General features: G+C 60.1%; 15 protein-coding genes. 9 read left to right on the forward strand and 6 right to left on the reverse strand.

The genetic code is table 11. The annotated features are described in order from the left end of the window. On the forward strand, positions 1 to 752 hold a 752-nt coding region (locus ABIQ96_RS10945; RefSeq protein ID WP_348214624.1), incomplete at its 5' end, for an alpha-L-arabinofuranosidase C-terminal domain-containing protein. A gap of 93 nt (positions 753 to 845) precedes the next feature. Here the strand turns inward: ABIQ96_RS10945 and ABIQ96_RS10950 are convergent. From ABIQ96_RS10950 to ABIQ96_RS10975, 6 genes are all read right to left on the reverse strand, one after another. Further along, the gene (locus ABIQ96_RS10950; protein ID WP_348214625.1) at positions 846 to 1,742 is read right to left on the reverse strand and encodes a hypothetical protein; all 897 of its coding nucleotides are present in this window, start codon (positions 1,740 to 1,742) and stop codon (positions 846 to 848) included. 24 nt (positions 1,743 to 1,766) lie between these two features. Next, the gene (locus tag ABIQ96_RS10955; RefSeq protein ID WP_348214626.1) at positions 1,767 to 3,008 is read right to left on the reverse strand and encodes a hypothetical protein; all 1,242 of its coding nucleotides are present in this window, start codon (positions 3,006 to 3,008) and stop codon (positions 1,767 to 1,769) included. 35 nt (positions 3,009 to 3,043) lie between these two features. Continuing rightward, a complete protein-coding gene (locus ABIQ96_RS10960) occupies positions 3,044 to 5,176 on the reverse strand; it encodes a tetratricopeptide repeat protein (protein WP_348214627.1) in 2,133 nt (710 codons plus the stop codon). Positions 5,177 to 5,340: 164 nt separating this feature from the next. After that, complete coding sequence (locus ABIQ96_RS10965) at positions 5,341 to 6,492, reverse strand: RICIN domain-containing protein (protein ID WP_348214628.1); 1,152 nt, start codon at positions 6,490 to 6,492, stop codon at positions 5,341 to 5,343. Positions 6,493 to 6,525: 33 nt separating this feature from the next. Then, positions 6,526 to 6,783, reverse strand: a complete 258-nt coding sequence (locus ABIQ96_RS10970; RefSeq protein ID WP_348214629.1) for an RICIN domain-containing protein — start codon at positions 6,781 to 6,783, stop codon at positions 6,526 to 6,528. A gap of 1,014 nt (positions 6,784 to 7,797) precedes the next feature. Further along, the gene (locus ABIQ96_RS10975; RefSeq protein WP_348214630.1) at positions 7,798 to 7,947 is read right to left on the reverse strand and encodes a hypothetical protein; all 150 of its coding nucleotides are present in this window, start codon (positions 7,945 to 7,947) and stop codon (positions 7,798 to 7,800) included. A gap of 91 nt (positions 7,948 to 8,038) precedes the next feature. Here ABIQ96_RS10975 and ABIQ96_RS10980 point away from each other — a divergent pair, with 91 nt between their 5' ends. The 8 genes from ABIQ96_RS10980 to ABIQ96_RS11015 all read left to right on the forward strand — a co-directional run bounded on the left by ABIQ96_RS10980 (position 8,039) and on the right by ABIQ96_RS11015 (position 24,659). Continuing rightward, positions 8,039 to 8,605 (forward strand): ECF-type sigma factor, encoded by a 567-nt coding sequence (locus tag ABIQ96_RS10980; protein ID WP_348214631.1) that lies wholly within the window; start codon positions 8,039 to 8,041, stop codon positions 8,603 to 8,605. Between the two features lie 14 nt (positions 8,606 to 8,619). After that, entirely contained in the window at positions 8,620 to 10,806 is a 2,187-nt protein-coding gene (locus ABIQ96_RS10985) for a protein kinase (RefSeq protein WP_348214632.1), read from the forward strand. Positions 10,807 to 10,943: 137 nt separating this feature from the next. Beyond that, entirely contained in the window at positions 10,944 to 11,792 is an 849-nt protein-coding gene (locus ABIQ96_RS10990; protein WP_348214633.1) for a hypothetical protein, read from the forward strand. A gap of 144 nt (positions 11,793 to 11,936) precedes the next feature. Continuing rightward, positions 11,937 to 14,453, forward strand: coding sequence for an immunoglobulin domain-containing protein (locus ABIQ96_RS10995; protein ID WP_348214634.1), 2,517 nt, complete (start codon positions 11,937 to 11,939; stop codon positions 14,451 to 14,453). Positions 14,454 to 14,684: 231 nt separating this feature from the next. Further along, positions 14,685 to 19,571, forward strand: coding sequence for a TIM-barrel domain-containing protein (locus ABIQ96_RS11000; protein ID WP_348214635.1), 4,887 nt, complete (start codon positions 14,685 to 14,687; stop codon positions 19,569 to 19,571). A 333-nt stretch (positions 19,572 to 19,904) separates the two neighbouring features. Continuing rightward, complete coding sequence (locus ABIQ96_RS11005) at positions 19,905 to 21,800, forward strand: glycoside hydrolase family 3 N-terminal domain-containing protein (protein ID WP_348214636.1); 1,896 nt, start codon at positions 19,905 to 19,907, stop codon at positions 21,798 to 21,800. A 262-nt stretch (positions 21,801 to 22,062) separates the two neighbouring features. Continuing rightward, positions 22,063 to 24,045 (forward strand): sensor histidine kinase, encoded by a 1,983-nt coding sequence (locus ABIQ96_RS11010; RefSeq protein ID WP_348214637.1) that lies wholly within the window; start codon positions 22,063 to 22,065, stop codon positions 24,043 to 24,045. After that, positions 24,042 to 24,659, forward strand: coding sequence for a response regulator transcription factor (locus ABIQ96_RS11015; protein ID WP_348214638.1), 618 nt, complete (start codon positions 24,042 to 24,044; stop codon positions 24,657 to 24,659). The genes ABIQ96_RS11010 and ABIQ96_RS11015 overlap by 4 nt, the downstream gene beginning before the upstream one ends. Positions 24,660 to 24,707 lie beyond the last annotated feature (48 nt).

Raw genomic sequence — 24,707 nt, forward strand, 5'->3', positions numbered from 1 at the left:
TGATTTCCTCCGTTTCGCCGCCGCCTCCGATGGGCCCCAAGCCCGACATGGTGGACCTGCATGACTACAGTGCCTCGGACGATTTCGTCAAAAAATCGCACACCTACGGCGCGGACATGGACCGCAAAGGGCCGGAGATTTTCGTCGGTGAATGGGCCGCGCATGAGGACAAGGACATGCCGCCATGGAGCGAGGCCGCGAAAAAGATGTCGCCCACGCCCGCGCTGAGGTGCGTGATCGGCGACGCCGCATTCATGGCGGCAATGGAGCGCAATTCAGACATCATCAAAATGCAATGTTACGCGCCTCTGTTGGTGAACGTGAATCCCGGTGCCTATCAATGGCGGCCGGACCTCATTGGTTACGACGCGATGTCGGCCTTCGGCTCGCCGAGCTACTACGCCTTCCAGATGTTCAGCGCGAACGTGGGCGACGAGATCCTGTCGGTGACACCCACGGACACCGCGGTCCAGGGCAGCGCCACGCGCGACAGCAAGACCGGCGAAATCCTCCTCAAGCTGGTGAATCCCGAGCCGACGCCCCAGTCGCTGCCCATCGACATCAAGGGAGTGACCGCTCTCGATCCGAAAGCCACGATGATCACGCTCACGGGAAAGCCCGAGGACGTCAACTCGATCGCCGAACCGAAGAAGGTCGCGCCCGTCACCACGACGCTGGATGACATCAAGCCCGGCTTCACCTGCACACTGCCGCCGCACAGTGTGGTCGTGCTCAAGCTGAAAGCGCGTTAGAGCGCGCCACGAGAGGAACGCGAACCGGAATCCGGCGATTGGACGCTAACGGATTTTCCGCTAAATGGCGTGGAGCAACTCCGCGCTCCGCGTTCACCGCGTCGACTCCGGGTGCGACTGTGCGATGCCGCTGAGTTCGTTGACGGCGCGGGTGCGCAAATCGCCTTCGGCAAAGCTCCCGACCCATTTTCCCGCCGCCGCCTGGTCGCGCAACCCCCATTGATGCAGCACTGCCATGACGGCTTCGGTTTGCGCCTGCCCCTCAGGAACATTTTCCACAACCAGTGTGGCGGCATCAAACGGAGCGGTTTGCGATTGGACGTAAGCGAGGCGGGCAATGAGTTGATCCCGCTGCGCCCCGGCGCTGCGGGACAGCCCCCAATCGCGCGCGGCGGAAAAGTCCTTGTCGGCCCAGCGCTGAGCGAGCGCTTCCAGTCCGGGGTTTGGCTTTTCATCGGTCACATACCGACTGCGGGTCCGAACCGCTTCCGCAGGGTCGCTTTCCGCGATTTGAAGGAAGACGTCGGTTAGGATCTCGTCGCGTTCGCGGGCGTCGCCCAGCGCCGCCGCCCAGTCGAGCGCGGCCGAAGTGTCCCGCGCGGCCCAAAGCTGGGCGACGCGATGCAAAATTAGGTCGTGGCTGCCGCCCAAATCGTTGGTTTCGGCAAATCGCGCGGCTGCGAGCGGATCGGCGCGCACCAGCGCCGCGAGTTCATTGGCCAAGACGTTTTCGCGCTCGTCGGAATCGGTGGAGCCGAGCGCTTCCTGAATACGGGCCAGAAGTTGAGCGGGGGAGTTCTTGACACTGGGTCGCACCCGCCGTGAAACGCTGGACGGCATCGTCAGTTCGCTGGCGGGGCATGCCGGCTTGTTCGTGGCAGTTAGGGCGCTGGAAACGCTCGCGGGTGCCGGGTCGGCGGGCTTCCACCGGGTCGCGGCGGCACCGGCGATGATGATGCCGATCATCGCGATGGGAATTTTTGTCTTCATGGGAAAGTTGCGATTTTGATGGCTTCAGGATTGCGGCGCGGGTTTTTCCGCCAGCCAGCGTTGTTTAAGTTCATCGGGAAAACTCGTTTCGGCGAGCCAGCGCTGGGCGGCTTCCGGATTCCAAGCGCGCCACAACTGGAAACACGGCGCGACGCGCTGTTGCCGGATCGCAAGGTTCTCACTCTTGCAGGCCGAGCGCATGGCGGCCTCGGGATTCCACGGCAGGGCGGCTTCGACGTAATTTCCAATCGCATTCTCACGATCCGGCCCGGCGGAGAGCTGATCTAGCAATTCTCCCGCAGCTTCGGGTGAGACCGGGGCATAGACATTCAGGACACGCGCGATGCCTGGGTCGTGCAGTGTTTCGTCGCTGCATGTGGCGATCCAGTGAAACGCTTGCTGCGGCTCCTGAGTGGCCCAGCGCTCCAGCACGGCCAGAACCGCCCGCTGGCGCAGTTCGGACGGCGCGAGTTTCAGCGCGAACTCCGCGGCGGCGACCGGCGACACGTCCGCCCACGCTTCCGCCGACGTCGCGAGAGCCATTTCCCTTTCTTCTAACACGGGCAGGCTTTCCCCCCATTGGATCGCGCTGACAGCGTCCTTCGCCGCCCAGTCTCCGGCGACGTTCATGATCAACGCGTTTTTCATATCGCCCGCAGGAAGACCTTGCACCGTCGGAGCGATACCCGCCGGGTCCAGATGGACCCAGATGAAATAACAATTGCGCAGCGCGGCTTCCTTGGGAAATCCGTCCGGCAGCTCGTTGACCCATTTAATCGCAGCCTTCACGTCTTCCTTGGTCCAAGTCTCGACCAACATTTGAACGGTCTCATTGCGGGCGCGGCCGGGTTTCATTTCTACGGCGGCATGGGCTAAGGCCCGAACGTCTTTTTTGGCGTACAACGGAACCATGCTGCGAAGGGACTCCACTTTGACCGTGCCTTCGGGCATTGCCGCGATATGTGCGAACGCTTCCGCAGGGGCCAACTCACCCCAGCATTTCAGGACGGCCTGGGTCAGCACCACGCGCTCGCGCAATTGCTTCAAACCGTCGGCCGCCGCGATCGCTTCGGGAATTTCGGCCAGGGCCAGCGTCTTGCCAAACCCGTCTAGCGCGGCCAGCCGGTCGTCAATTTTCTTTTCGGCGCACGCCTTTTGGACGCGCGCCGGAAGACTCTGGGGGGAACTGTTGGTATCCGCGTAGGCGGGAACCGCCGTCAGCAACAGGGCGGGCAGTAATGCCCGACAAATCAATTGGTGTATCATTCGAAATAGGGTTGATGAGGGAATCGGAGCATCGCTTAGGGACCGACCCGGTTGGCCAGCGCGTCAATCTGTTTGTGGATGGATCCGGCCCGATCCCGCGCGGCTCCGGCCTCTTCCGTTTTCTGCATGTCTGTCAGCAGCATGGCATACTGGTCGAGGGCACCTGCCATTTCCCGCCCTTGGGGACCGACGTGTTTCTCCAAAATTGCCATGGCCCGCTTGTATTGCGTTTCCGCCGCCGCGTAATTTTTCTGTGCGCGCAGGGCCGCGGCCAACCCCATTAATCGAGGGGGCAGATCGTGACCCTCGGCCCCGCCGATTTTCTCAACCATCGCCACGGACTGGTTGTAGTATGATTCCGCCTGATCGGGCTTGTTCCAGGCCAGGTAGATTTGCCCCAGCTGATCATTACAAAATGCCACATTGCCAAGCGCATCCGGCGTCGGGTTGGTTTGGACGGCCTGTTCCCGGATGGTCAGCGCGCGTTTGGCCGCGGCTTCGGCTTCCTGATACTTGCTAGTGGACCGGTAAAACTCCGCCAATGATTGAAGCTGCTGGACGATTTCATCTGCCGGTGGATTCGCAGCGGCTTCGACGGTTGCCAAGGCCTGTTGGTAGAGGGCTTCCGCCTGGGCGTCTTTTTTCAGCAAATGATAAACGTCAGCGAGGTTTCTTTTCCACCGGGCCACTTCGACCGGAGCAGCCGTGGGCGCCCCTTGGGTGATATCCACAATCCGCTGATAAACGGGCACCACCTTGTCATACTGGGTCGTAACATTGTAGTAGAAGCTCGCGAGGCTTGCCAGCGGGAGAATCAGGTCCGAATGGTTCGTCCCAACGGCCTTTTCGCAACTGGCGACGGCCTCCTTATAATTCTGCTCGGCCAAGTCATTCTTTGCCTGATGGCGGTAGATGTCGCCCAATAGCATCTGGGTTTTCGAACGGCATGTGTCGGTGGGGCCGAAGGCGGTGGATAGATTCAAGGCTTCGGTGGCGATCTGCCGGGCATCATCCAGCTTGCCTCCTCGCGCGGCACGCATCGAATCGTACATCAGTGACTTCCATTGAAAGTTCTGCTGGATGGTGTCGGCTTCGCTCGTCCGGTCCATTGTTTTGAGCAGCGCCACGTAGGCTTTGCAGATAGAGTGCAGCAAGGGATTGTCGGGTGGGCCGTTCTTATCGGCCACAGCGAAGGCCCGCTGGTAAAGCGCGACGGCCTCGTTGGTTTTGCCCGCTTCCGCCAGCAGAGCCGCCAGACCGACGCGTGGCCAGCCCAGGTCCGAATGATCCTCGTCGACGCTTTTCTCCGTAATGGCCAATGACCGCCGATAGAACGTTTCCGCCCGATCGCGCATGCCCCATTGGCGGTAATTTTCCGCCAGGCCGAAAAGCGCTTTGGCCAGATTTATTTGCTCCTCCGCGGCGGAGTTGGTTTCGGCGGCTTTTTCGCGCGTGGCCAACAGGCGCTGACACAGGGCCTCGGCCTGTTCGGATTTCCCCCAGTCGTGGTAAAAGCCGGCCATGCCCAGCATGATGGCCGATAGATCGGCGGCATTTGTTCCCGCGTGGTCCAGGACTTGTTGGTAATACGACTCCGCCCGGGCGAACTGGCCTTGCGCGCGATAAATATCTCCTGCTGCTTGCGACCACCTCCGGAGTGGGGCCTCGTCCTGCGGCGAAGCTTTCTTCACCACGTCCAGAATTCTCAAAAACACCGGTGTGGCCAGGTCGAACCGCTGTTGGACCCTGCCATAGAAATTCCCCAGGTTCTCCAAGGGCATCACCAGCCCGGGAGCGTTTGTTCCAACCGCTTTCTCGCAACTGGCTACAGCCGCTTTGAGCGATTGTTCCGCCACGTCGAGTCTTTGCTCCTGCAGATAGATCTGGGCTTGAAGCACCAACGAGTTCGTCTCGTGCAGATCGGTTGGATCCAGTTTGGCGGCAATCTTCAGTGCCTCAGCGCAATGGGATTCGGCCTGGGCATACTTTTTCTCTTTTAGCGCCGAATCGGCACTGGACATCAATTTCCGCCACGCCAGCGCGGTGTTTTCATCTGCCGGCGCCACTTCCGCCAGACGGGGCACGGCTTCCAGCCGGGATGATTCTTCAGGTGCGGCGCGCACGCAATCTGCCCCGATAAAGCCGATGGCGATGATAGCTGCGGTCATTCGCTTTGCGGCGCAATTTTTTCCAATAGTGAAAACATTCATCATATCATTATTTTGAAATCGGACTCGAGATGGTTCGTGACGCCGGAGCGGAGGCTGCCTGATGGCACAATGCAAAGGTGCGGCAACGTGTTGCCCGTTGCCGCACCGTGCCTGATTTCAACTCAAGGGGTTTGGAGTGCCCATTGTTGATTGTCGCCGCCGCCGTAGGCCCACTGGTGGACGAGCGCGCCGTCGGCGGTCGAGTAGCCGGACACATCCAGGCAAGAGCCCGTGGCGTGAACCGGAGTAATCCGATAATAGCCGCCGCTGGTCCCGGTGAAGGTGAACTTCTGGTTGTTGTTGCCGCCGTAAGTCCACAGTTGAACCTTCGCGCCGTTGGCCGAACTCGCGCCGTTGATGTCAAGGCCCTTGCCGCTGTGGACGCCGATGATGCTGAATTGGTCGCTGCCACGATTGGTCAGAATCCAGCGCTGGTTATTGCCACCACCGTAGGTCCACTGCAGGATTTGAGTGCCATCGGCCGATCCCCACCCGGAGGCCTCCATCGCTTTGCCGCTGAGCCGGGACACGATCTTGTAAGTGCCGTTTCCGGGAGCACTACCGCCGTTCTGGCCGAAGCTGGCCGAGTATGAGTTACAGGTGAACTGCTGCCAGCCGCTGGTGTAGGTGATTTCAACTCCGAAGGATAACTGATGAAAGGAGCTGCTGTTGACCAGGTGTCCATTGTTTTTTGCCCACATCATGAGCGCCATGACATCCGTTGTGCCGCTGGTTCGCTTGCTGGTGGGCGTGAAGATGAGCACGTTATTGGCGCCATTGTTCGCCTGGTAAACATGAAGGTAAGTTCTTCCGCCAATACTGACGTTTGCGGCAATTTGACTACCCCAAGTCCCGTCACCATTCCACTGCTCACAAACGATAAATTCGTCCTGCATGTTGGTGGTCCAATTATCGAACATGAAGTTGTACCAGGGATTGTTCGGGACACTGACGTTGAAGGTGGCATTGCAGTAATGATTGCCGTCAAGGGGAAGGTCCACGTCCTTTTGGGTATGGGGGTAACATTTGATGCCGCCGTTGGTGAAGCTTCCGGCGCTGGCCCAGTTGCTGGGGCTGTTGGAGTAAAGCGTTTGTTGCGCATAGTCTGGCGATCCCCATCCGTTCTGGTAAACGCTCCACCCGTCGGCATAGTGAACCTGGACCCACGGGCCCGAAGCTTGAAAGCTCCATTGGGCTTGAGCACTGGTGAGGCCGATTGTAAGAATGGCCAGAATGGAGAACACCCCGGCAGTAAATTTGGAACTTATTTTCATCGATATCTTTGTCGTTTTGTTGGGTTTTTGTTTTTAAGCAGTGCGGCAACGAGTTGCTCGTTGCCGCACGCTTGAAATTTGCCTGCTCTCAACTTGCGGGGTTTGGAGGGCCCTCTGTTGATTGTTGCTGCCTCCATAGGTCCACAATTGGACCAGCGCACCGTTGGCTGTCGATCCCGCGTCGACCTCGAGGCAGGAGCCGGTCGCGTGCGTAGGAGTGATTGATAATACCCGCCGCCGGTAGAAGTGAAGGTGAACTTCTGATTGTTGCCGCGGTTCGTCACGGTCCAACGCTGGTTGTTGACGCCGCTGTCAGTGTGTTGAGTTGTTTTTTCATCGGGCTTTTGTGCCGTGTTACAGTTGGTTTTGCTTTTGGCAAATTCGGAACAATTACGCTCACCGCCACACGGGTTCCATTTGCATGTTCTCGTTGCATGGGAGTTGAAATCCCAAGGCGGGTAGCCGCCGCCTTGAATTCACGAATGGATCAGAGCGCCTTCGGCGTGCGTGGCGAGCTAATGAAAGTTATGAAAGTTGGATCCTCCCGATATGGGGCGGTAGGCTCGGCTCCGCGTCATGTCGGCACATACCGGCGCAATCATTTCACCGGCCCCGCGCAGGGGCCTGTCTCGGGTCATCATGGGTTTGGGTTTGGGTTTTCCATCAAGTTGAATGATCTCGGATCCTCAAAATGACGGTGGCCAAACAAAGTTGGACGCTTCGATTTAGTCCACTGCGGTGAAGAGTGGTTTTTTCGTCACCTGATCAGGGGGGTGGAGAAATCACTCCTCAATGCAGTGGACGGAAATACGGTTGTGTTGCGATGTTGGAGCTTGATTCGTCGGGGACCATTGGACTCCGGCACCGTTGGAAAAAACCTATCGTGAAAACCCAAGATACATCCCTTTGTGGGGGCATGGGAGAACTGCATCCGCGCGAAGGCGAATGTTGAGACTCTGTGCTTCAGGATTCGGAGTGGCTGCGGCCTTCACGACGATGGTCTTTGCCCGCAATCCCGCCGCCGCTGTCAATGTGTCGTTAGTTCGGCGGGCGACGATCTTTCGTTCGGGAACTTCATCGACAGAGTTAGATTGGGTGTCGCGGCCGTGCCGGAGCCCTCCAGCGCATTGCTTGGCTTGTTCGGCGGCTTCGGCCTGCTTCGCCGTCGGCTTCGGCCTGCTTCGCCGTCGGCGCTGATTTTTTCCTTTCCAGCCGCTTCTTCAGGATGAGGGGGCGGGAGGGACGAATAACAGCCAGTCGCCGTTTTGCGGCGGCTGGCTAATTTGTTGGAAAGAGGAGAAATCTTCAATCGGCGGCCGGCTTGACGACCCGCGATCCGCCGGTGGATTCAAAGCGGAGGTAAACTGTTCCCTGATAGGGCTCCGTCACCATCGGGTTGGCTGCCTGCGGACCGGTCTGGCCGCCGGTGTGGAACTGGTTGCCTATGGGCGGCATCAAACTCCCGGGCGCTGATCCCACTTGATCTTGCAAAGCAGGACAGGCCAATGTGGGTCCATCGAACCACAGAAGGAAAGGAAGTCTCGAATTGAGTGAACTGGAACGAATCCTTGGAAATGTCAGCCGGGACGGTGAGGCCTTATCGGCCGAGCTGCTGCCGCTCGTTTATGACGAGTTGCGTGATTTGGCCGCGCGGAGGCTGTCCGGTGCCGGAGGCGCGACATTCCAAGCGACGGAGTTGGTGCATGAAGCTTGGGTCAGATTGGGTGGCAACGACGACAAGAGCTGGAACGACCGTGCTCATTTCTTCCGTGCGGCGGCGCAGGCGATGCGGCGGATCCTCGTGGATCGCGCGCGGACGAAGTCGGCTCTCAAGCGTGGCGCGGGAAAGGCGTTTCTGAGTCTCGACGAGATCGAGGTTTTGGAGGTGCCTCAGGACGAGCGCGTGCTGTTGGTGGACGAGGCGCTCGAACATCTGGAGTTGGAAAATCCGGAGTGTGCGAGGCTGGTCACTTTGAAGTTCTTCGGGGGGCTCACCGACGTGGAGATCGCCGCCAGCGAAGGGGTGGGGGAGCGAACCATCCGGCGACGCTGGGAATTCGCGAAGGTGCGGCTTTTCCACTTGATTCAGGAGGGACACACGAGCGGCGAATGACTCACGGCCTCGACATGATTCTATATGAAGCGGCTTCCGCGCTGACCGATGCGGAGGAGCGGCGGATTCTGCTGGATCATGCGTGTGGCGACAATCCGGCGCTGAGGAAATTGATCGAGGAAATGCTGGCAATGCGCGATGCTGCCGCTGGATTCTTCGGCTCCCAGGCTGGAGGTGTTAGCAATGCATCGGACTCGCCCCGGGATTCAACGGGAGAGGAGGCGATCCGCGCCCGGATCGGGAGATACCAGTTGATAGAAAGGATCGGTGCGGGTGGCTGCGGGGTCGTCTATCTGGCAGAGCAACTCGAACCGATCCGGCGGAAGGTGGCGCTGAAGATCATCCGGCTGGGGATGGACACGGAAAACGTGGTCGCCCGCTTCGAGATGGAGCGTCAGGCGCTGGGCTCGATGAACCATCCTGCCATCGCGCGGGTTCTGGATGGGGGTGCGACTGCCTCGGGGCGGCCTTACTTCGTGATGGAGTTGGTGGATGGAGAGAAAATAACAGATTTTTGCGACACCCACCGGCTCGGTGTGGGGGATCGTCTTGGGTTGTTTCTGGAAGTATGCCAGGCAATCCACCATGCGCATCAGAAGGGCTTGATCCACCGGGATATCAAACCCTCCAACATTCTGGTCAGGATGGAGGACGGGCGGGCATTTCCAAAGGTCATCGATTTCGGGATCGCCAAAGCGACCTCCGCCGGAGGAATGGATGATGAGACATTCACCGTGGCCGAGCAGTTTCTGGGAACGCCGGCCTACATGAGTCCCGAGCAGGCGATGGGGAGGACCGACCTTGATACCCGTTCGGACATCTATAGTCTTGGAGCGCTGCTTTATGAACTTCTAACTGGCGTTCCGCTCTTTGACCCCAACCGGTTGAAATCGATGGGATTGGATGAAGTCCGGAGAGTTCTGGGGAGCGAGGAGCCTCCGAAACCGTCGGCTTTGTTAGCATCCATGGAAGCAGGCCGGCTGCGGGAAGTGGCCCGTCTCCGAGGCTGTGAACCCGATCGTCTGGTGAGCAGGGTGCGGGGCGATCTTGATTGGATCGTGATGATGGCGATCGCGAAAGATCGGGAGTGCCGCTATGAGACGGCGAACGGCCTGTTTCGCGATGTGGAGAGGCATCTGGCCAGTGAGCCGGTGTCCGCCGGTCCACCGGGACGGAGATATCGATTGAGGAAACTCATTCAAAGAAATCGTGTGACGTTCGCCGCGGGAGGTTTGGTGTTTTTGGCGCTCGCTGGCGGATTCGGAACCTCCACCTGGCTGTTTCTTCGGGAAAAGCAGGCCCGCACGGAACAGGAGCGACTGAGAGGGGAGGCCGATCGTTCGAGGGCGATCGAGCGCATGCTGCGCCAGCGGGCCGAATCCCAAGGCGTGATCGCTCAGGCTGCGGTGAAACTTTCTTACGGCGACATGGAGGGCGCGGCAGCCCTGATTGCAACGGTTTCCAGCGATCAGATTCCGCCTTCGTTGGAGGCGGCGAACACCCTCCGGACGGTGGGTGAGTGGCATGTGCGCCATGGACGATGGAATGACGCGGCCCACGCCTTCACCGGCCTGACCGAATCACTGATCAGCGTGGACCCAACCGATTCGGACAGTGTTTCCCACAATCTGCTCAATACCGCAGCGGCCCTGTGTTATGTCGGCGACGAGGCGGGTTACGAGAAATTCCGTCGCCTGGCGATCTCGCGTTTTGGCAAGACGACCCATCCCGTCGTGGCCGAGCAGATCGTGAAGTCCACGCTGATTCGTCCAGGGGGCGAAGAGGTGTTAGCCGTGGACCGGTCGCTGGAGCTGGTGATTCTCAAGGCGCACGAAAGCCGAAGCGGGCCGATCTCCGGTAATCCGGAACTCCGCGGGTGGAGTTACGTTGCCCTGGCCCTGCTCCATTTCCGCAGCGGAGATTATCAAAAGGCGGTCGAGTGGTGTGGTCGGTGCTTGGATTCGGCTGCGGAAGACTCGGCACGGAGCCTGACGGCGCGGATTATTCTCGCGATGGCGGAAACCCGCTTGGGGAGGGGAGATGAAGCGCGGCTTCATCTCTTGAAGTCGGGACCCATTGTGCGTGAAAGGTTGGCGGGACCGCTCGATGGTGAGCGTGGCGGCTATTGGTTCGATTGGGTGAACGCGGGCGTGCTTCTGAGAGAGGCGGAAGGATTGGCCGGTTTCGGCAAGTCGCGGTAGTTCTAGCGGAGTGGCAAGGACTGGTTTTTCGGGGATTTGTAAGAGATTCAAAAAAAATCGATGAGCGTGTCCGGTTTCGGGCGTGGTTTTCCGGTTCTTGAATAGAGGTCGGTTTCCAATGACCTACGCAAAGCCCCATGAAACCCACAAAACTTCTCCCTTCCGTCCTGCTTTTGGCCTCTCTGGCGTTTACCCCAGCCCATGCGGCGCTGATTAGCACGGAATCGTTTTCCGGCTATACGAACGCGACCAAACTCAATGCCCAAACCGCTCCCGCCGTCGCGGGTTACACCGGGGACTGGGTGCATGGAAACACTTCTTTCGGAACACAGGATATCCTGACCAGCACGACCGGACTGAGCTATTCGGGTCTGTCCACGACCGGTGGCAGCGCCGGGGTGCCGAATAATACTTCTGGAGGCGAAATCGCCGCAGGCAACAGCGGTCGCGTGGCCCGTTCGTTAGATGGTTCGCTCACCGTAACCGCTGGAACCACTGGAACGGTCTACATGAGCTTTCTGTTCCAGACCGGTCGGGAAACCGGAGCCACCACCTATCAAATGCTGGAACTCTACAACGGTATCAATACGATTAATTTAAATAGCGACGCGACGCGCGCTTTCGAAGCCGGGTCGGGAAGCAGCAATTTCAACTTTGGAGTGGGCGGCCCGACCGCAAACCAAAGCCTGGGTGCCGCCAACACCGCAGTGCATCAGTTCATCGTGAGGTTTGATCTTTCCCCCACTGTCGGCAGCGACAGCGCGACGGTTTGGCTCGACTCGACCACCGAAACTGGCGGCATTGTCACTTCAGGTCTGAATCTGGCTTGGGATACACTGTCCCTGGCTGACTACGACGGCAACTCCGCCGTATGGGATGAAATCCGCTGGGGGACCGACTTCAACAGCGTGACCATTCCCGAGCCCGGAGCCGCCTTGTTAGGTGGTCTTGGCATGTTGTCCCTGCTGCGCCGCCGGAGGGCCTGATTCCTTTCTCTTCGTGGTCGCCGCGGGATATTGGGCTTTCCCGCGGCGATCGTTCCCTCATCCGGATTTCCGGGTGTTCCCAAAGCCATTGCCCGCCCGCCGATTCTAGCGGGTTCTGAATTTCCAAACTCGATTCCACAACCCATGAAACCCACACTATTCACACTGCTTTCCGCAGTAATCCTGCTTCCATCCACCATTTCGGCCGCACTCCTCAGCCAGGACTCCTTTTCGGGCTACACGCCGGGTCAAATTCAATCCACCACCAGCCCCGCCGTCGCCGGATATTCCGGCAATTGGACGGGTGTTGATTTTGGCAATGTCAAACCTGCGGTCACCGCGGGAAGCCTGTCCTACGCAGGTGCCAATTATGCCGCCGGCCTCGGTAACAAGGTGACCGTACTCAACAACACCACGGGCGGAGAGATCACCGCAAACAACAGTGGCCGGGTCTATCGGCTGTTCGACAGCAGTCTCACCGTCACCAACTCGACGGCAGGCGTCAGGTATCTGAGCTTCCTGTTCCAAAGCGGCCAGGAAACCGGGGCCACCACCTATCAGACGCTGGCGCTTTTCAACACGGACACGGCGGACGCCCATCGCAACTTCGACATCGGGTTCAATGGTGGCACTATTTACAACTTCGGAGTGAAGAATGTGGCTGGAACCGGGGAGGACTATCAAAACACCGGCGTGAACGCAAACACCGTCGTCCACCTCTTCGTTGTCAAAGTCACGCTGAGCGCCACGGCGTTGAGCGATAGCGTCACCGTGTGGGTGGATCCTACACTTGGTGCCGGCGAACCGGCAGGCGGCACGACGGTTTCCGGAAGAGACCTGGCGTGGGACCGCGTCGCTCTATCTGATTACGATGGGAACTCCTGTGCGTGGGATGAAGTCCGTTGGGGAGCCACCTTCAACAGCGTGACGACCGAAACCATTGTTCCCGCCGTTCCCACCTTCACGCTCCAGCCGCTGGGATACAACGGCAGCGTGGGGAATACCGTCACGTTGACAGCGCTTGCGGAATCCGCTCCGGCCCCGGGATACCAGTGGCAGAAATCGGAGGATGGCTCCACGGGGTGGACTGGAATTTCCGGAGCCAACGGAGCCACACTTCAGTTTTCATCCGCGGCGTTTTCTGCCAACGGCTATTATCGCGTGATCGCCGATAACGGGAATCCTCCCCCCGCCACCAGCGACGTGGTGGAGGTGTTCCTGACTCATCCGGTTCCTACCATCATTACCCCGCCGGCATCCATCGCCGCGCAAGTGGGTTCGAATGTCACCTTGTCCGTGGCTGCCACCGGACTTGGAACGTTGACCTATCAATGGTACAAGGACTCGGAGCCAATCGACGGGGCGACATCGGCTACCTTGGGACTAACCAATATCCAGATATCTAACGGCGGTCAGTATGCGGTGGAGGTCACGGACCATGCTGCGGAAGCCGACGGCCAAGCGGCCACCTCCGTCTTCTCTGCCCCGGCGACCGTCGGCGTGTTTGAAGCGTGGTCCGGCTTGGTGAGTCACGAGCCATTTGATATCGCCGCGGGATATGCGGTGGGCATGCTGCCGGGGCAGAATCCCACCACTGGCGGCTTCAGCGGCGCCTGGACGGATGTGGATTTCGGCAATGCCGAGCCCGCCGTTTCCGCCGGATCCCTGACTTACGCGGGTGCCAGCTACCTCGGATCGACAGGAGACAAGGCGAGTGTTCCCTCCAATATCACCGGCGGCGAAATCACCGCCGCCAACAGCGGCCGGGTCTATCGGATGTTGGCCTCTCCACTTGTGGTCGGCGATAATACCACGGGAACACGCTACCTGAGCCTTCTCTACCAGAGCGGCCAGGAAACCGGGGTGACGGTCTATCAAATGCTGGAGCTGAAGAACGGCACCCACACGGATTTCAACCGCAGCTTCGACATCGGACTGAGCAACAATGGCGGAATGACCGGCAGCGAGTATGACTTCAGCGCCGAAGGGACTTACCTCGGCACCGGCGTCGCGGCGGACACAAATGTCCATCTGCTGGTCGTGAAGTTTAATCTGAGCGCCACGGCAAATGGCGACAATGTGACCGTCTGGGTGGATCCCACCCTCGGCGCGGGTGAACCCACTGGCGGCACCACGATCTCCGGAGTGAATCTTAACTGGGACCGCCTGGCGCTTTCCGACTACGATGGCAACTCGGCGGCATGGGACGAAATCCGTTGGGGTTCCACCTTCAACAGCGTGACCCTCGGTTCCTCCCCGGCCAACAATTACGCCGCATGGATCGGTGGCTATTCCGGTTTGGGAGGTCTGACGGGTTTCAATGATGACGCGGACGGCGACGGTATCAAAAACGGCGTGGAAAACCTCTTCGGCACGAATCCGGGCGTATCCAACCAAGGCATCGTGCAGATCGCCAGGAGCGGCAACACCGTGACCTTCCAACATCCGGCAAACGCCACTCCGGCAAGCGACGTTACAGCAGCTTACGTCTGGTCCACCGACCTCGCTACATTCAACGCGGGTGGAGCGAGCGCGGGAGGGACCACGGTGAGCTTTGCGACTAACACGGTGGCAGGAACCACGACCGTCACCGCGGCGATTTCAGGAACGACACCGGCAAAGCTCTTCTTCGCGCTGAAGGCGATCTATGGCGCTCCCTGATGAAGAATCACCTCCTTGTGACTCACGTCCCGGATTCTGTAATGGGTTTCAGAACGGGGCGTGATTTCAAGGAGGGGAATTTCCCGGCCGTCATTGGCGGGAACCAGTTTCCCGGTTCTCGAAACTCTGGGAACCGGGAAATTTTTTGCCAATTCGAAAGCGGACGAATGACTAACAAGCAGCGAGTCAATGATTGAAACAAGAATGATAGGCCGCTTGATGTGGCGATGGATGATAGGCTCCGCCCTGACGGTGGCGGCCTGCCGCGTCTCCGCGCAAACGATTTCCACTGATGCCACCGGCGTCACTGTCAATACGGGCTCCGGTCTCACGCGTGTTGAAATCTGGGGTGATAGCATCGCCCGCGTCCTTCACGCTCCGACCGCCAGCATGCCCGCGATTTCGAGCCTGGCTGTGAATGGCAGTCCTGCGTCGGTGGCTTGGCAGTTCCAGAACAACGGAACGAATGTGCTGCTGATCGCCCCCAATTTCACCGCGCGAGTGGAGACTTCCAGCGGGCAGGTAAGTTTTCTCGATTCCGCTTCGGCCCAGGTTCTATCGGAATCCACCGGCGGCACGACCCTGACGGCGACGACGGTGGGCAGCCCGGCCACTGCCAGTTATGTGGTGACGCAGAAGTTCGACCTGCCCGCCGGTGAGGCCATCTACGGACTTGGACAACAGCAGGGCGGCGTCATGAACTGGGTGGGCCAGAGCGTCACCCTCCTGCAGCAAAACAAATATGTCGCGGTGCCCGTCGCCATGTCCAACAAAGGCTACGCGCTGTTATGGGACAATCCTGCGGTGACCACGGTGGACGTCGGAAAAACGACGGCCGGGAAATTGTCATGGAGCTCCGAGGCGGGTGACGCGGTGAACTATTATTTCTGTTTCGGTCCGGAGCCGGACCAAGCTGTCGCCGGGTACCGCAAACTGACAGGAGCCGCGCCGATGTTAGGCAAGTGGGCCTGGGGGTTCTGGCAGTGCAAGGAGCGCTACACCAGCCAGTCGGAGCTTCTCGGCGTGGTGAGCCAATACCGCACGCTCGGCATTCCGATCGATGGCATCATCCAGGATTGGCAATACTGGCCCGCGCTGAATCAAACCACCGCGGCCGGCGGATGGGGTTCGCATGAGTTTGATCCCGCCCGCTATCCGGATCCTGCCGGGATGATGAGCACCCTCCATTCACAGAACGTTCATGCGCTCATTTCCGTCTGGGCGAAGTTCGACGTGACGAACTCCGGTGTCAGCATTCCCAATCTCCAGCAGCTCGAAGCGGTCGGCGCGGCGTTCAACCCCGCCATCCCGTATGTCTTTCCCGCCGGTCAGGGGAAATGGTTCGATCCGTTCAACTCGGCAGGACGCCAGATCTATTGGAACCAGCTCTCGCAGAAAATCTTCTCCAAAGGACTCGACGGCTGGTGGCTCGATGCCTCGGAAGCGGAGTTCAGCGGAAACTGGGGCGAGTTCCGCAATTTTAACACCGCGCTGGGATCCGGCGCGAAGGTCTTCAACGCCTATCCGCTGATGGAAACCACCGCCGTCTATCAGGGGCAGCGCGCCGAGACCTCCGCCAAGCGCGCCCTCATCCTCACCCGCTCGGCTTATGCCGGTCAGCAGCGCAACGCGGCCATCACCTGGTCCGGTGACATCGCATCCGATTGGGCCACCTTTGTGAAACAGATCCCCGCCGGATTGAACTTCACCGCCTCGGGCATCCCTTACTGGAACACCGACATCGGCGGCTTTTTCAGCGGCGATCCCGCCACCGCTTCTTATGCCGAGCTGTTCACACGTTGGTTCCAGTTTGGCGCGTTCTGCCCGATGTTCCGCGTGCACGGCACCAACTACGCCAAGGAAGTCTGGCGTTTCCCCACCGCCACCCAGCCGATCCTGAAGGACTTTATCAACCTGCGCTATCACCTGCTGCCCTACATTTATTCCACCTCATGGAAAGTCACCAACGAAGGCTACACGATGATGCGCCCTCTCGTGATGGATTTCCGCACGGACGCGCAGGCTCAGGGCATCGGCGATCAATTCATGTTCGGTCCCTCGTTGCTGGTGAACCCGGTGACCTCGGCGGGCGCGACGAAACGCAGCGTCTATCTGCCGGCCGGCACGCAGTGGTTCGATTTCTGGACCGGCCTCAAGCAAAACGGCGGACAAACAATTCAAGCCGACGCGCCTATCGGAAAGCTCCCGCTGTATGCGCGCGCGGGCTCGATTCTGCCTTACGGCCCGTCGATCCAATACGCGATGCAAAGCGTGGACCCGATCGAGCTGCGCGTTTACCCCGGAGCTGACGGAAGTTTCACGCTCTACGAGGACGAGGGAGACAACTACAACTACGAGTCCGGCACCCGTGCGACGATTCCTTTCACCTGGAATGAAGCTTCCGGGCAATTGACCATCGGCGCGCGCCAGGGCTCGTTCCCTGGAATGCCCGTCAACCGCACCTTCAAGGTGGTGTTCGTTTCGCCCAATCATGGAGCGGGTCTCAACACAAGTGCCACGACGGACGCGGTGGTGAACTACGACGGCAGCGCCGTCACCGTCACGCGTCCGGCCCTGCCCGCTCTTCCCGCCGCGCCGACCGGACTTTCCGCCACTGCGAGCGGAGCCGGGATTTCCCTTTCATGGACCGGCCCGGCGGAGGGCACGGTTTATCACGTCCAGCGCGCCCTTCAAAGCGGCGGCCCATACGTCACCATCGCGAATCCCGTAATCGGCACCAGCTTCGTGGATACCGATGTGGAAGCCGGGAACACTTATTACTATGTGGTTTCAGCCATCAACGCAGCGGGCGAGGGCCCTGTTTCCAGCGAGATTTCTGCCACTAATGGCAACGCCGCGCTCCGGACATTGCTGATGTTCAACGAAGCTTCCTGTGCCGTCGCGGCGGATGGCAGCGGAAATGGCAGGCACGCCACTTTGGTCAACGGCCCCACCCGGGTCGCCGGCAAGGGCGGCAATGCCGTGGACCTCGACGGCACGGATGATCATGTGAGCCTGCCAACAAACGTGGTTGGAACGCTCAACAATTTCACCATTTCCGCGTGGGTCCATCTGGACGCCGCGACCACCAGATCGAGAATTTTCGACTTCGGCAGCGGGGGCGGATCCTACATGTTTCTAACTCCGGCGAATGGTGACTCGAACTCGGTCCGTTTCTCCATCACCACATCCGGAAACTCCGGCGAACAGCGCATCAGCGGCTCCTCCGCGCTGCCTACTGGTGTGTGGACCCATGTGGCCGTGACCCTCTCGGAAAATCTTGGCATCCTCTATGTCAATGGACTCGAAGTGGGACGCAACGAAAGCATGTCGCTCAAGCCGCTCGATCTCGGCGCAAGTACCCAGAACTGGATCGGCCGCTCGCAATCTTCCTCCGATCCCTATCTGAACGGCCGTGTGGACGATTTCCGCATCTACAGCGGAGCCTTGCCCGCAGCGGACGTCCTGTCCCTCGCCAATGGCCCGGCTGGAGCCCTGCTTGCACCATGGACCAGCCAGGACATCGGCGGTCCGACGATTCCCGGCAGTAGCGGAAACGGCGACGCCGGCGTGGCAACCCTTCGCCTCACCGCTTCCGGAGCGGATATCTGGGGCACCTCCGATCAATGCCGCTTCACCTGGCAATCCCGCTCCGGCGACACCGAGTTCATCACCCGCGTCGATGCGATGGACGCCGCGGACCCATGGTCGAAAGCGGGCCTGATGATTCGCGGCAGCCTGAATGCCGACGCGGTGAATTGTCTGTTAGCGGTGACCCCGGCCAACGGTGTGACTTTCCAATATAGGACAACCGCCAGTGGTACCACCGCATTCAACCAAACCACGGGCATCACCGCGCCGTGTTGGTTGAAAATCGCCCGCACGGGAAATACCTTCACCGCATACCGCTCGGCGGATGGCTCCGTTTGGACGCAGCATGCTTCGGCCACTCTTTCCAACATGCCCGCCACGGCCTACTTCGGCCTCGTGCTCGCCTCCCACACGAACAGCGCCCCTGTCGGCGCCAGCTTCAGCAGCATCGCCCTGAACGATCCACCGCCTCCGGCACCGGTTACTTCCAGTCTAACGGCTCCGGCCACCGATGGCGACGATTGTTTCTTCCTCGCCTCCAACCTCAACGACGGCGACAACATCGACGGCACCGGCATCAAGTCCGCGGATAACGATGACTCCACCTACGTCGCGCCGGACCGCCCCAGCAAGGGCCAGACTTTCACCACCGGATCCAATCCCGCCGGATACACCCTCCAGTCGTTCACCTTCCAGCACGTGATTTGGCCGACGTTTCTCACCAACGGCACCTGGTATGACATCCAGCCCGGCGATACTTTCGCGTTCCAGTTCGGGACGGTGTTCGACACGGTAAAAACGCCGATCCACACCGGTGTGGGCCAGTATTCCGGCACGGCCATTTCCGGTAGCGGGACCAGCGGCTCCGGGCGGTTCCTGACCTTCAGTCTATCAGGAGCTGGCCTCGCCCCATTGTCTCCCAACACCACCTACTACTTCGAAATCGCGCCCGCTTCCGGAGGCCCCTACTTCGAGCTGAACGGTTCCAAAACCGGGGACTACGCCGGTGGCAAGGCATTCCGGGGAAATTCCGGAACCGACGCCGGAAACATCGCCTCGGGTGTGAATCTCCTGACCGGCGACCGCGTCTTCCACGCCGATCTGGTGAAAGTGCCGGCTCCTGGTTATTCCAGTTGGATCAACGGGTTTCCAGGTCTCGGAGGACAGAGCGGATTCTCCGACGACCCGGATGGTGACGGCATCAAGAACGGTGTGGAGAACTTCTTCGGCACAAACCCATCGGCTCCCAACGCCGGAATTACAGAGATCGCGAAGAGCGGCAATACCATCACCTTCCGCCACCCGCAAAACCCGTCACCCGCCAGCGACGTCACCACAGTCTATCAATGGTCCACCGACCTTGCGAATTTTCATGCCGACGGTTCCACCGCCGCTGGCACCACGGTGGCCTTTTCACCCAGCGTGAACGATCCGGTTTCCGGAACCACCAGCGTTGTCGCGACGATCAGCGGGGCGATTCCCGGGAAGCTCTTTGCGATTGTTGTGGCAAGACAATCCGCTCCGTAGTCCCGGCAGGCGAACGCGCCATGCGCGACGCCGCCGAAGCGATCAATGGTCGTTCGAGTAGCGGAATCGTCGGCAGAGTGGGCTTTCCTATTGATGGATGTCACCCTCGTTACCACTGAAATTACCGGTGGATTCCTGGGGCGAACTTCCTTTTTATCCGCGGTCTGGAACTCTTGATGAGCGGTGTGTTCCTGTATGGCGGCCGGCAGGTGGCACCAGACCGGGGAGATGATTATCACTAGATCGGGGGATGGTGTGATAGCTCCCGATTTCTATACTGAGCCCGAATAACGTGGCGGAATCTGGTCCCGCCGACAAACACCCATCACTGTCATGAACCCAAATCTCCGTCGTCCCACCGCATTTCTGTTAGTTGTTTTGTCGTCCCATGTCTGCATGGCGGCGTCGCCAGACTGGATGATGGCGCGCGATTCGGAGGTGAAGGCGCTGGTGGAAAAAATGACGCTTGCCGAGAAAGTCGGGCAGATGACCCAGCCGGACTGGCGAGCGTTGAAGGACCGGAACGATGTCGGCGCGCTGTTTCTCGGTTCGTTGCTCTGCGGCGGCAGTTCGGATCCCGAATCGGGAAACACACTCAAGGACTGGACGGGTGTTTACGAAGACGCGCAGAAACAATCGCTCGGCACCCGCCTCGCGATTCCGCTGGTCTTCGGGGTGGATGCCGTGCACGGCCATAACAACGTGCTGGGAGCCGTCGTGTTTCCCCACAACATCGGTCTGGGTTGCACGCGTGATCCCGAGTTGGTGGCCCGTATCGGCAAGGTCACCGCGAGCGAAACCCGCGCCAGCGGCTTCCAGTGGACCTTCGCTCCATGCGTCGCCGTGCCGCAGGACATCCGCTGGGGACGCACCTACGAGGGATTTTCCGAAGATCCCTCGGTGGTCGCCTCGCTAGGGGAAGCCAGCGTCCGTGGATTGCAGGGCGAGAGGATTTCCGGTCGGGAAACCGTGCTGGCTTGCGTGAAGCATTTCGTGGGTGACGGGGGCACAGCCTTTCGCTCCTCCACCGGCGGGGGCTTGCTGGACCAAGGCGATACGAGGGTGGACGAGGCGACCCTTCGCTCCATCCACATGGCCGGCTATCCCGCCGCGATCGACGCAGGCGTGGGCACGGTCATGCCATCCTACAGCAGTTGGAACGGCGTCAAGTGTACCGGCAACAAGCGTCTCCTGACCGATATTCTCAAGGGCGAACTCGGTTTCAACGGCTTTGTGATTTCCGACTACAACGCCATCGACCAGATTATTCCGCCAGCTCCAAGCGCCACGACCGTGGAAAGCAACAACGCTTCCGGCCAGGTGAATTCCGCGGATTACCGGAAGTGCATCGAGATTTCCATCAACGCCGGGGTGGACATGGTGATGGTCACCGACAAATACCGGGATTTCGTCCGGCAGCTTCAGGAACTCGTGAACGAGGGCAAGGTGCCTGTTTCGAGAATCGATGACGCGGTCACCCGCATTCTCCGCGTCAAGTTCGCGATGGGCATGATGGACAAGGGCGCGCAACTCATGGCCGATCCGGCGCTGGTGGCGGACTTCGGGTCCGAGGCGCACCGCAAGGTGGCGCGCGAGGCCGTGCGGCGTTCGGTGGTTCTTCTCAAAAATGAAAAGAACGTCCTTCCTCTCACCCGCAAGGGCGGACGCATTCATGTGACCGGACGCGGAGCCGACGATCTCGGCATGCAGTGCGGCGGTTGGACCGTGGACTGGCAGGGAAAACGCGGCGAGGTCACGCCCGGCGGCACAACGATCCTCAATGCCATCCGCGAGGCTGCGGGCGAGGAGACCAAGGTCACGCGCGACTTGGACGCTTCCGGTGCGGCGGGTGCCGATGCAATCGTTGTCGTTGTGGGTGAGGAACCCTATGCCGAGATGGATGGGGACAAAGAGTCGCCCGCGCTGGCGAAAGAGGATGCGGACGTCATTGAGGCTGCGAAGAAAACGGGAGCGCCCGTGGTGGTCGTGGTTCTATCGGGAAGGCCGATTTTGTTAGGTTCCGCCGCGGATCAGGCGGACGCTCTGCTCGCCGCGTGGCTTCCGGGCACGGAAGGCTCCGGTGTGGCGGATGTGCTCTTCGGTGACCACGCGCCTTCCGGCAAGCTGTCGTTTGCCTGGCCCCGGTCTATCAGACAGATTCCCGCCAGTCACCCCACGGAAGCCGCGGAGAGTCCATTGTTCCCGCTGGGATTCGGCCTCGCTTATTGAACTCTAACGATGGCACGCTCACATTTTTTCACTCATGCGCAATCAGAAGAAAAGGCTGTTCCGGAACGTGGCGGTGAAGATCGGCCGCGTTCGTAACGGCGCTTCCTGGAAACCGGCGGCGAACCCTCTCGACAGCAAGGTTTCCTGAAGCAACCACACCGTCGGAGAACCCTGACGGAAACACTCCGCGCCGGGCTTTACACATGGGATTCAACCGCTCCATATTTTGCCAATGAGGGGTGTGTTTCTCTTATTGGGATGGATGATGGTTTCCTGGCTGCCCGCGCAGGCCCGCGAACCTATCACCAATATCGCCGCCATTCGCGCGCTCACTCCCGAGGAGGCGGCTTCGGAGTTGCCCGTCAACGTTCGTGGAGTGGTCACCTTTTCCAATAAGAGGGAGATCACCTTGTTCATCCACGACGGCACGAATGGCATTTACGTCGATCAGGGGGATCTGGAAGCTCGGAAACTCGCAGTATGGCCCGAGCTTGGTGATCAGGTGGAAGTCTCAGGGGTCTCTGGAAATGGAATTTTCGCTCCTGTCATCCGCGGCACGTCGCCGCTCAGGATCATCTCCAAGGGCGCTCTGCCGGCTCCCAAAGCGGTGGATGGATTGGAGCTCGCAAAACCCGGGCTCGATTGCGACTGGGTGACGGTGGACGCCTATGTGACCGACGTCATGATGAATGGAAACGCTCTGGTGATCCAGTGCCGCGCGGGTTCGTCCGATTTCCATGTGCTGATTGAAGGTCCGTTGCCTCCGGACCAGGAAGCGCTGTGGGATCTGCCGGATCGAAGAGTTCGCATCCGGGGCGTCGTGGCTACGGTTTTCAATGCCAACGGGCAGATGACGCGGCGGTTTTTGCGGGTCAACTCGCCGTCGGATGTCGTGCCACTGCCATCCGCCGAACTTTCGCAGGAGGCGCGTCTGGTAAGTTCGTCCCAATTGTTGCGCTTGGATGGCCCTGGGCCGAACGACCGTGTGAAGGTCGAGGGCGTGGTGACTTTCGACATGCCGGGGCGCGGCGTGTTTCTGCGAACGGATGGTGGCGGATTGTGGGTTCAGACCGCGCGAGCTCCGCAAACCCGTCCGGGTGAACTGGTGGAAATCGAAGGCAGGCCGCGCTCCGGCAGGATGAGACCGTTCATCCACGCATCCGTGATTCGGATGATGGGCAGGCAGGAAGCGCCAGCACCGATCAACCGGCGCGCGGTGGAGTTGCTGGACACGCGCTTTGACTCCGAACTCGTCTCCACCGAGGCGGAACTGCTCAACATCTTCCGCGGAGCCGATGGCACCACCTTCGAATTGCGTGATGGTACGATTGTGTTCCGAGGCTGGCTGGATCTGGCGAACGGCCTCCCGCCCGATCTTCTGCCAGGCTCGAAACTGAAAGTCTCCGGCATCGCCCAAATCACCGCATTGGCCGAATACACTCCGATGCAAGTGGAGGACAAACTGCTGCTCCGACTTCGGTCTCCGTCGGACCTCGTGTTGCTCCGGCCTCCGCCATGGTGGACGCCGCAGCGCTTGGCATCGGCTTTTACGGCCATCCTCGTCCTGCTGGTGGCGATCTATCAGCGCTCGCGCCTGCGTCGGAAGCGCAGGCAGGAATCCCAGCGCAAGTCCTTCGAGGCCGTGCTTGCGGAACGGGGTCGCTTTGCCCGTGAGATTCACGATTCGCTCGCGCAGGGACTCACTTCCATTTCGTTGCAACTCGAGTGCGTTCGCAACCAGATCACCGACTCGCCTGCGCTGGCCGCCGGACATTTGGAAACCGCGCGCGAGTTGGTCCGCGAAAGCATGCGCGAGGCCCGGCGCACCATTTGGAATCTCCGCCCGCTTGCTTTGGGTGAGGCCGATCTCGCTTCCGCCCTTCAGAAATACGCAGCCGACCTCACCCGCGACAACGGGATTTCCTGCCAGCAGCAGATCGAGGGCTCGCCACGGCCATTGCCGCAGGAATACGAAAACGCTTTGCTGCGCATCGGCCAGGAATCCCTCACCAATGCCGTGCGTCATGCCGCGCCGCGGCGCATTCTGGTGCGCCTGCGTTTCGGCGACGGCTGGGTGACTTTGGTCGTCAAGGACGACGGTCGCGGATTTGATGTCGCTGGCCGCGTGGGAAAAGGCTATGGCCTGACTGGCATGCGGGAGCGCGTCGATGCGTTGGGCGGAAGCCTGTCCATCGACAGCCCCGCAGGCGAAGGCACCGAAGTTTCCGTCACTCTTCCCATATGAAAAAATCGATCCGAATATTCCTTGCGGATGACCACCCGGCATTGCGTGCCGGGCTCGCCGCCATTCTCAACAGCCAGCCCGACATCGAAGTGGTGGGCGAGGCGGGATCGGGCCGCGAAACCTTGGAATCCACCATAGCCGCGGACGTTTACATCGTCGATATGCGCATGCCGGAAGGCGATGGCGTTCACGTGATCCGCCAACTGAGAGAGCGGGATTCCGAGTGCAAGGTGCTCGTTCTAACAACCTATGACAACGAAGAGGACGTCTTCCGCGCCCTGGAAGCAGGCGCCCGCGGCTACCTGCTCAAGGACACGACCAGCGAGGAACTCGTGGCGGCCATCCGCCAGGTGCATGCGGGCGAGCGCCACATGCCGCATGCCATCGCCTCGCGGCTGGCGGATCGCCTCGTCCGGCCCACACTCACCCCGCGGGAGCTGGATGTGCTGCGTCTCGTGGCCAAGGGCCGCACAAACAAGGAACTCGCATCCGCCATGTTCGTTTCCGAGGAAACCGTGAAGAGTCACATGAAGGCCCTGTTCCAGAAGCTCGGCGTTCATGACCGCGCCGAGGCGGTTTCGGTTTCCCTGAAACGCGGCATCATCCGGCTCTGACAGCGCGCCGCCTATCGGGGAGGCCCAGGTCGAAAAAATCAGAACCGG

Origin of the sequence: Luteolibacter sp. (assembly GCF_039920825.1) — a bacterium.
Lineage (GTDB): Bacteria > Verrucomicrobiota > Verrucomicrobiia > Verrucomicrobiales > Akkermansiaceae > Luteolibacter.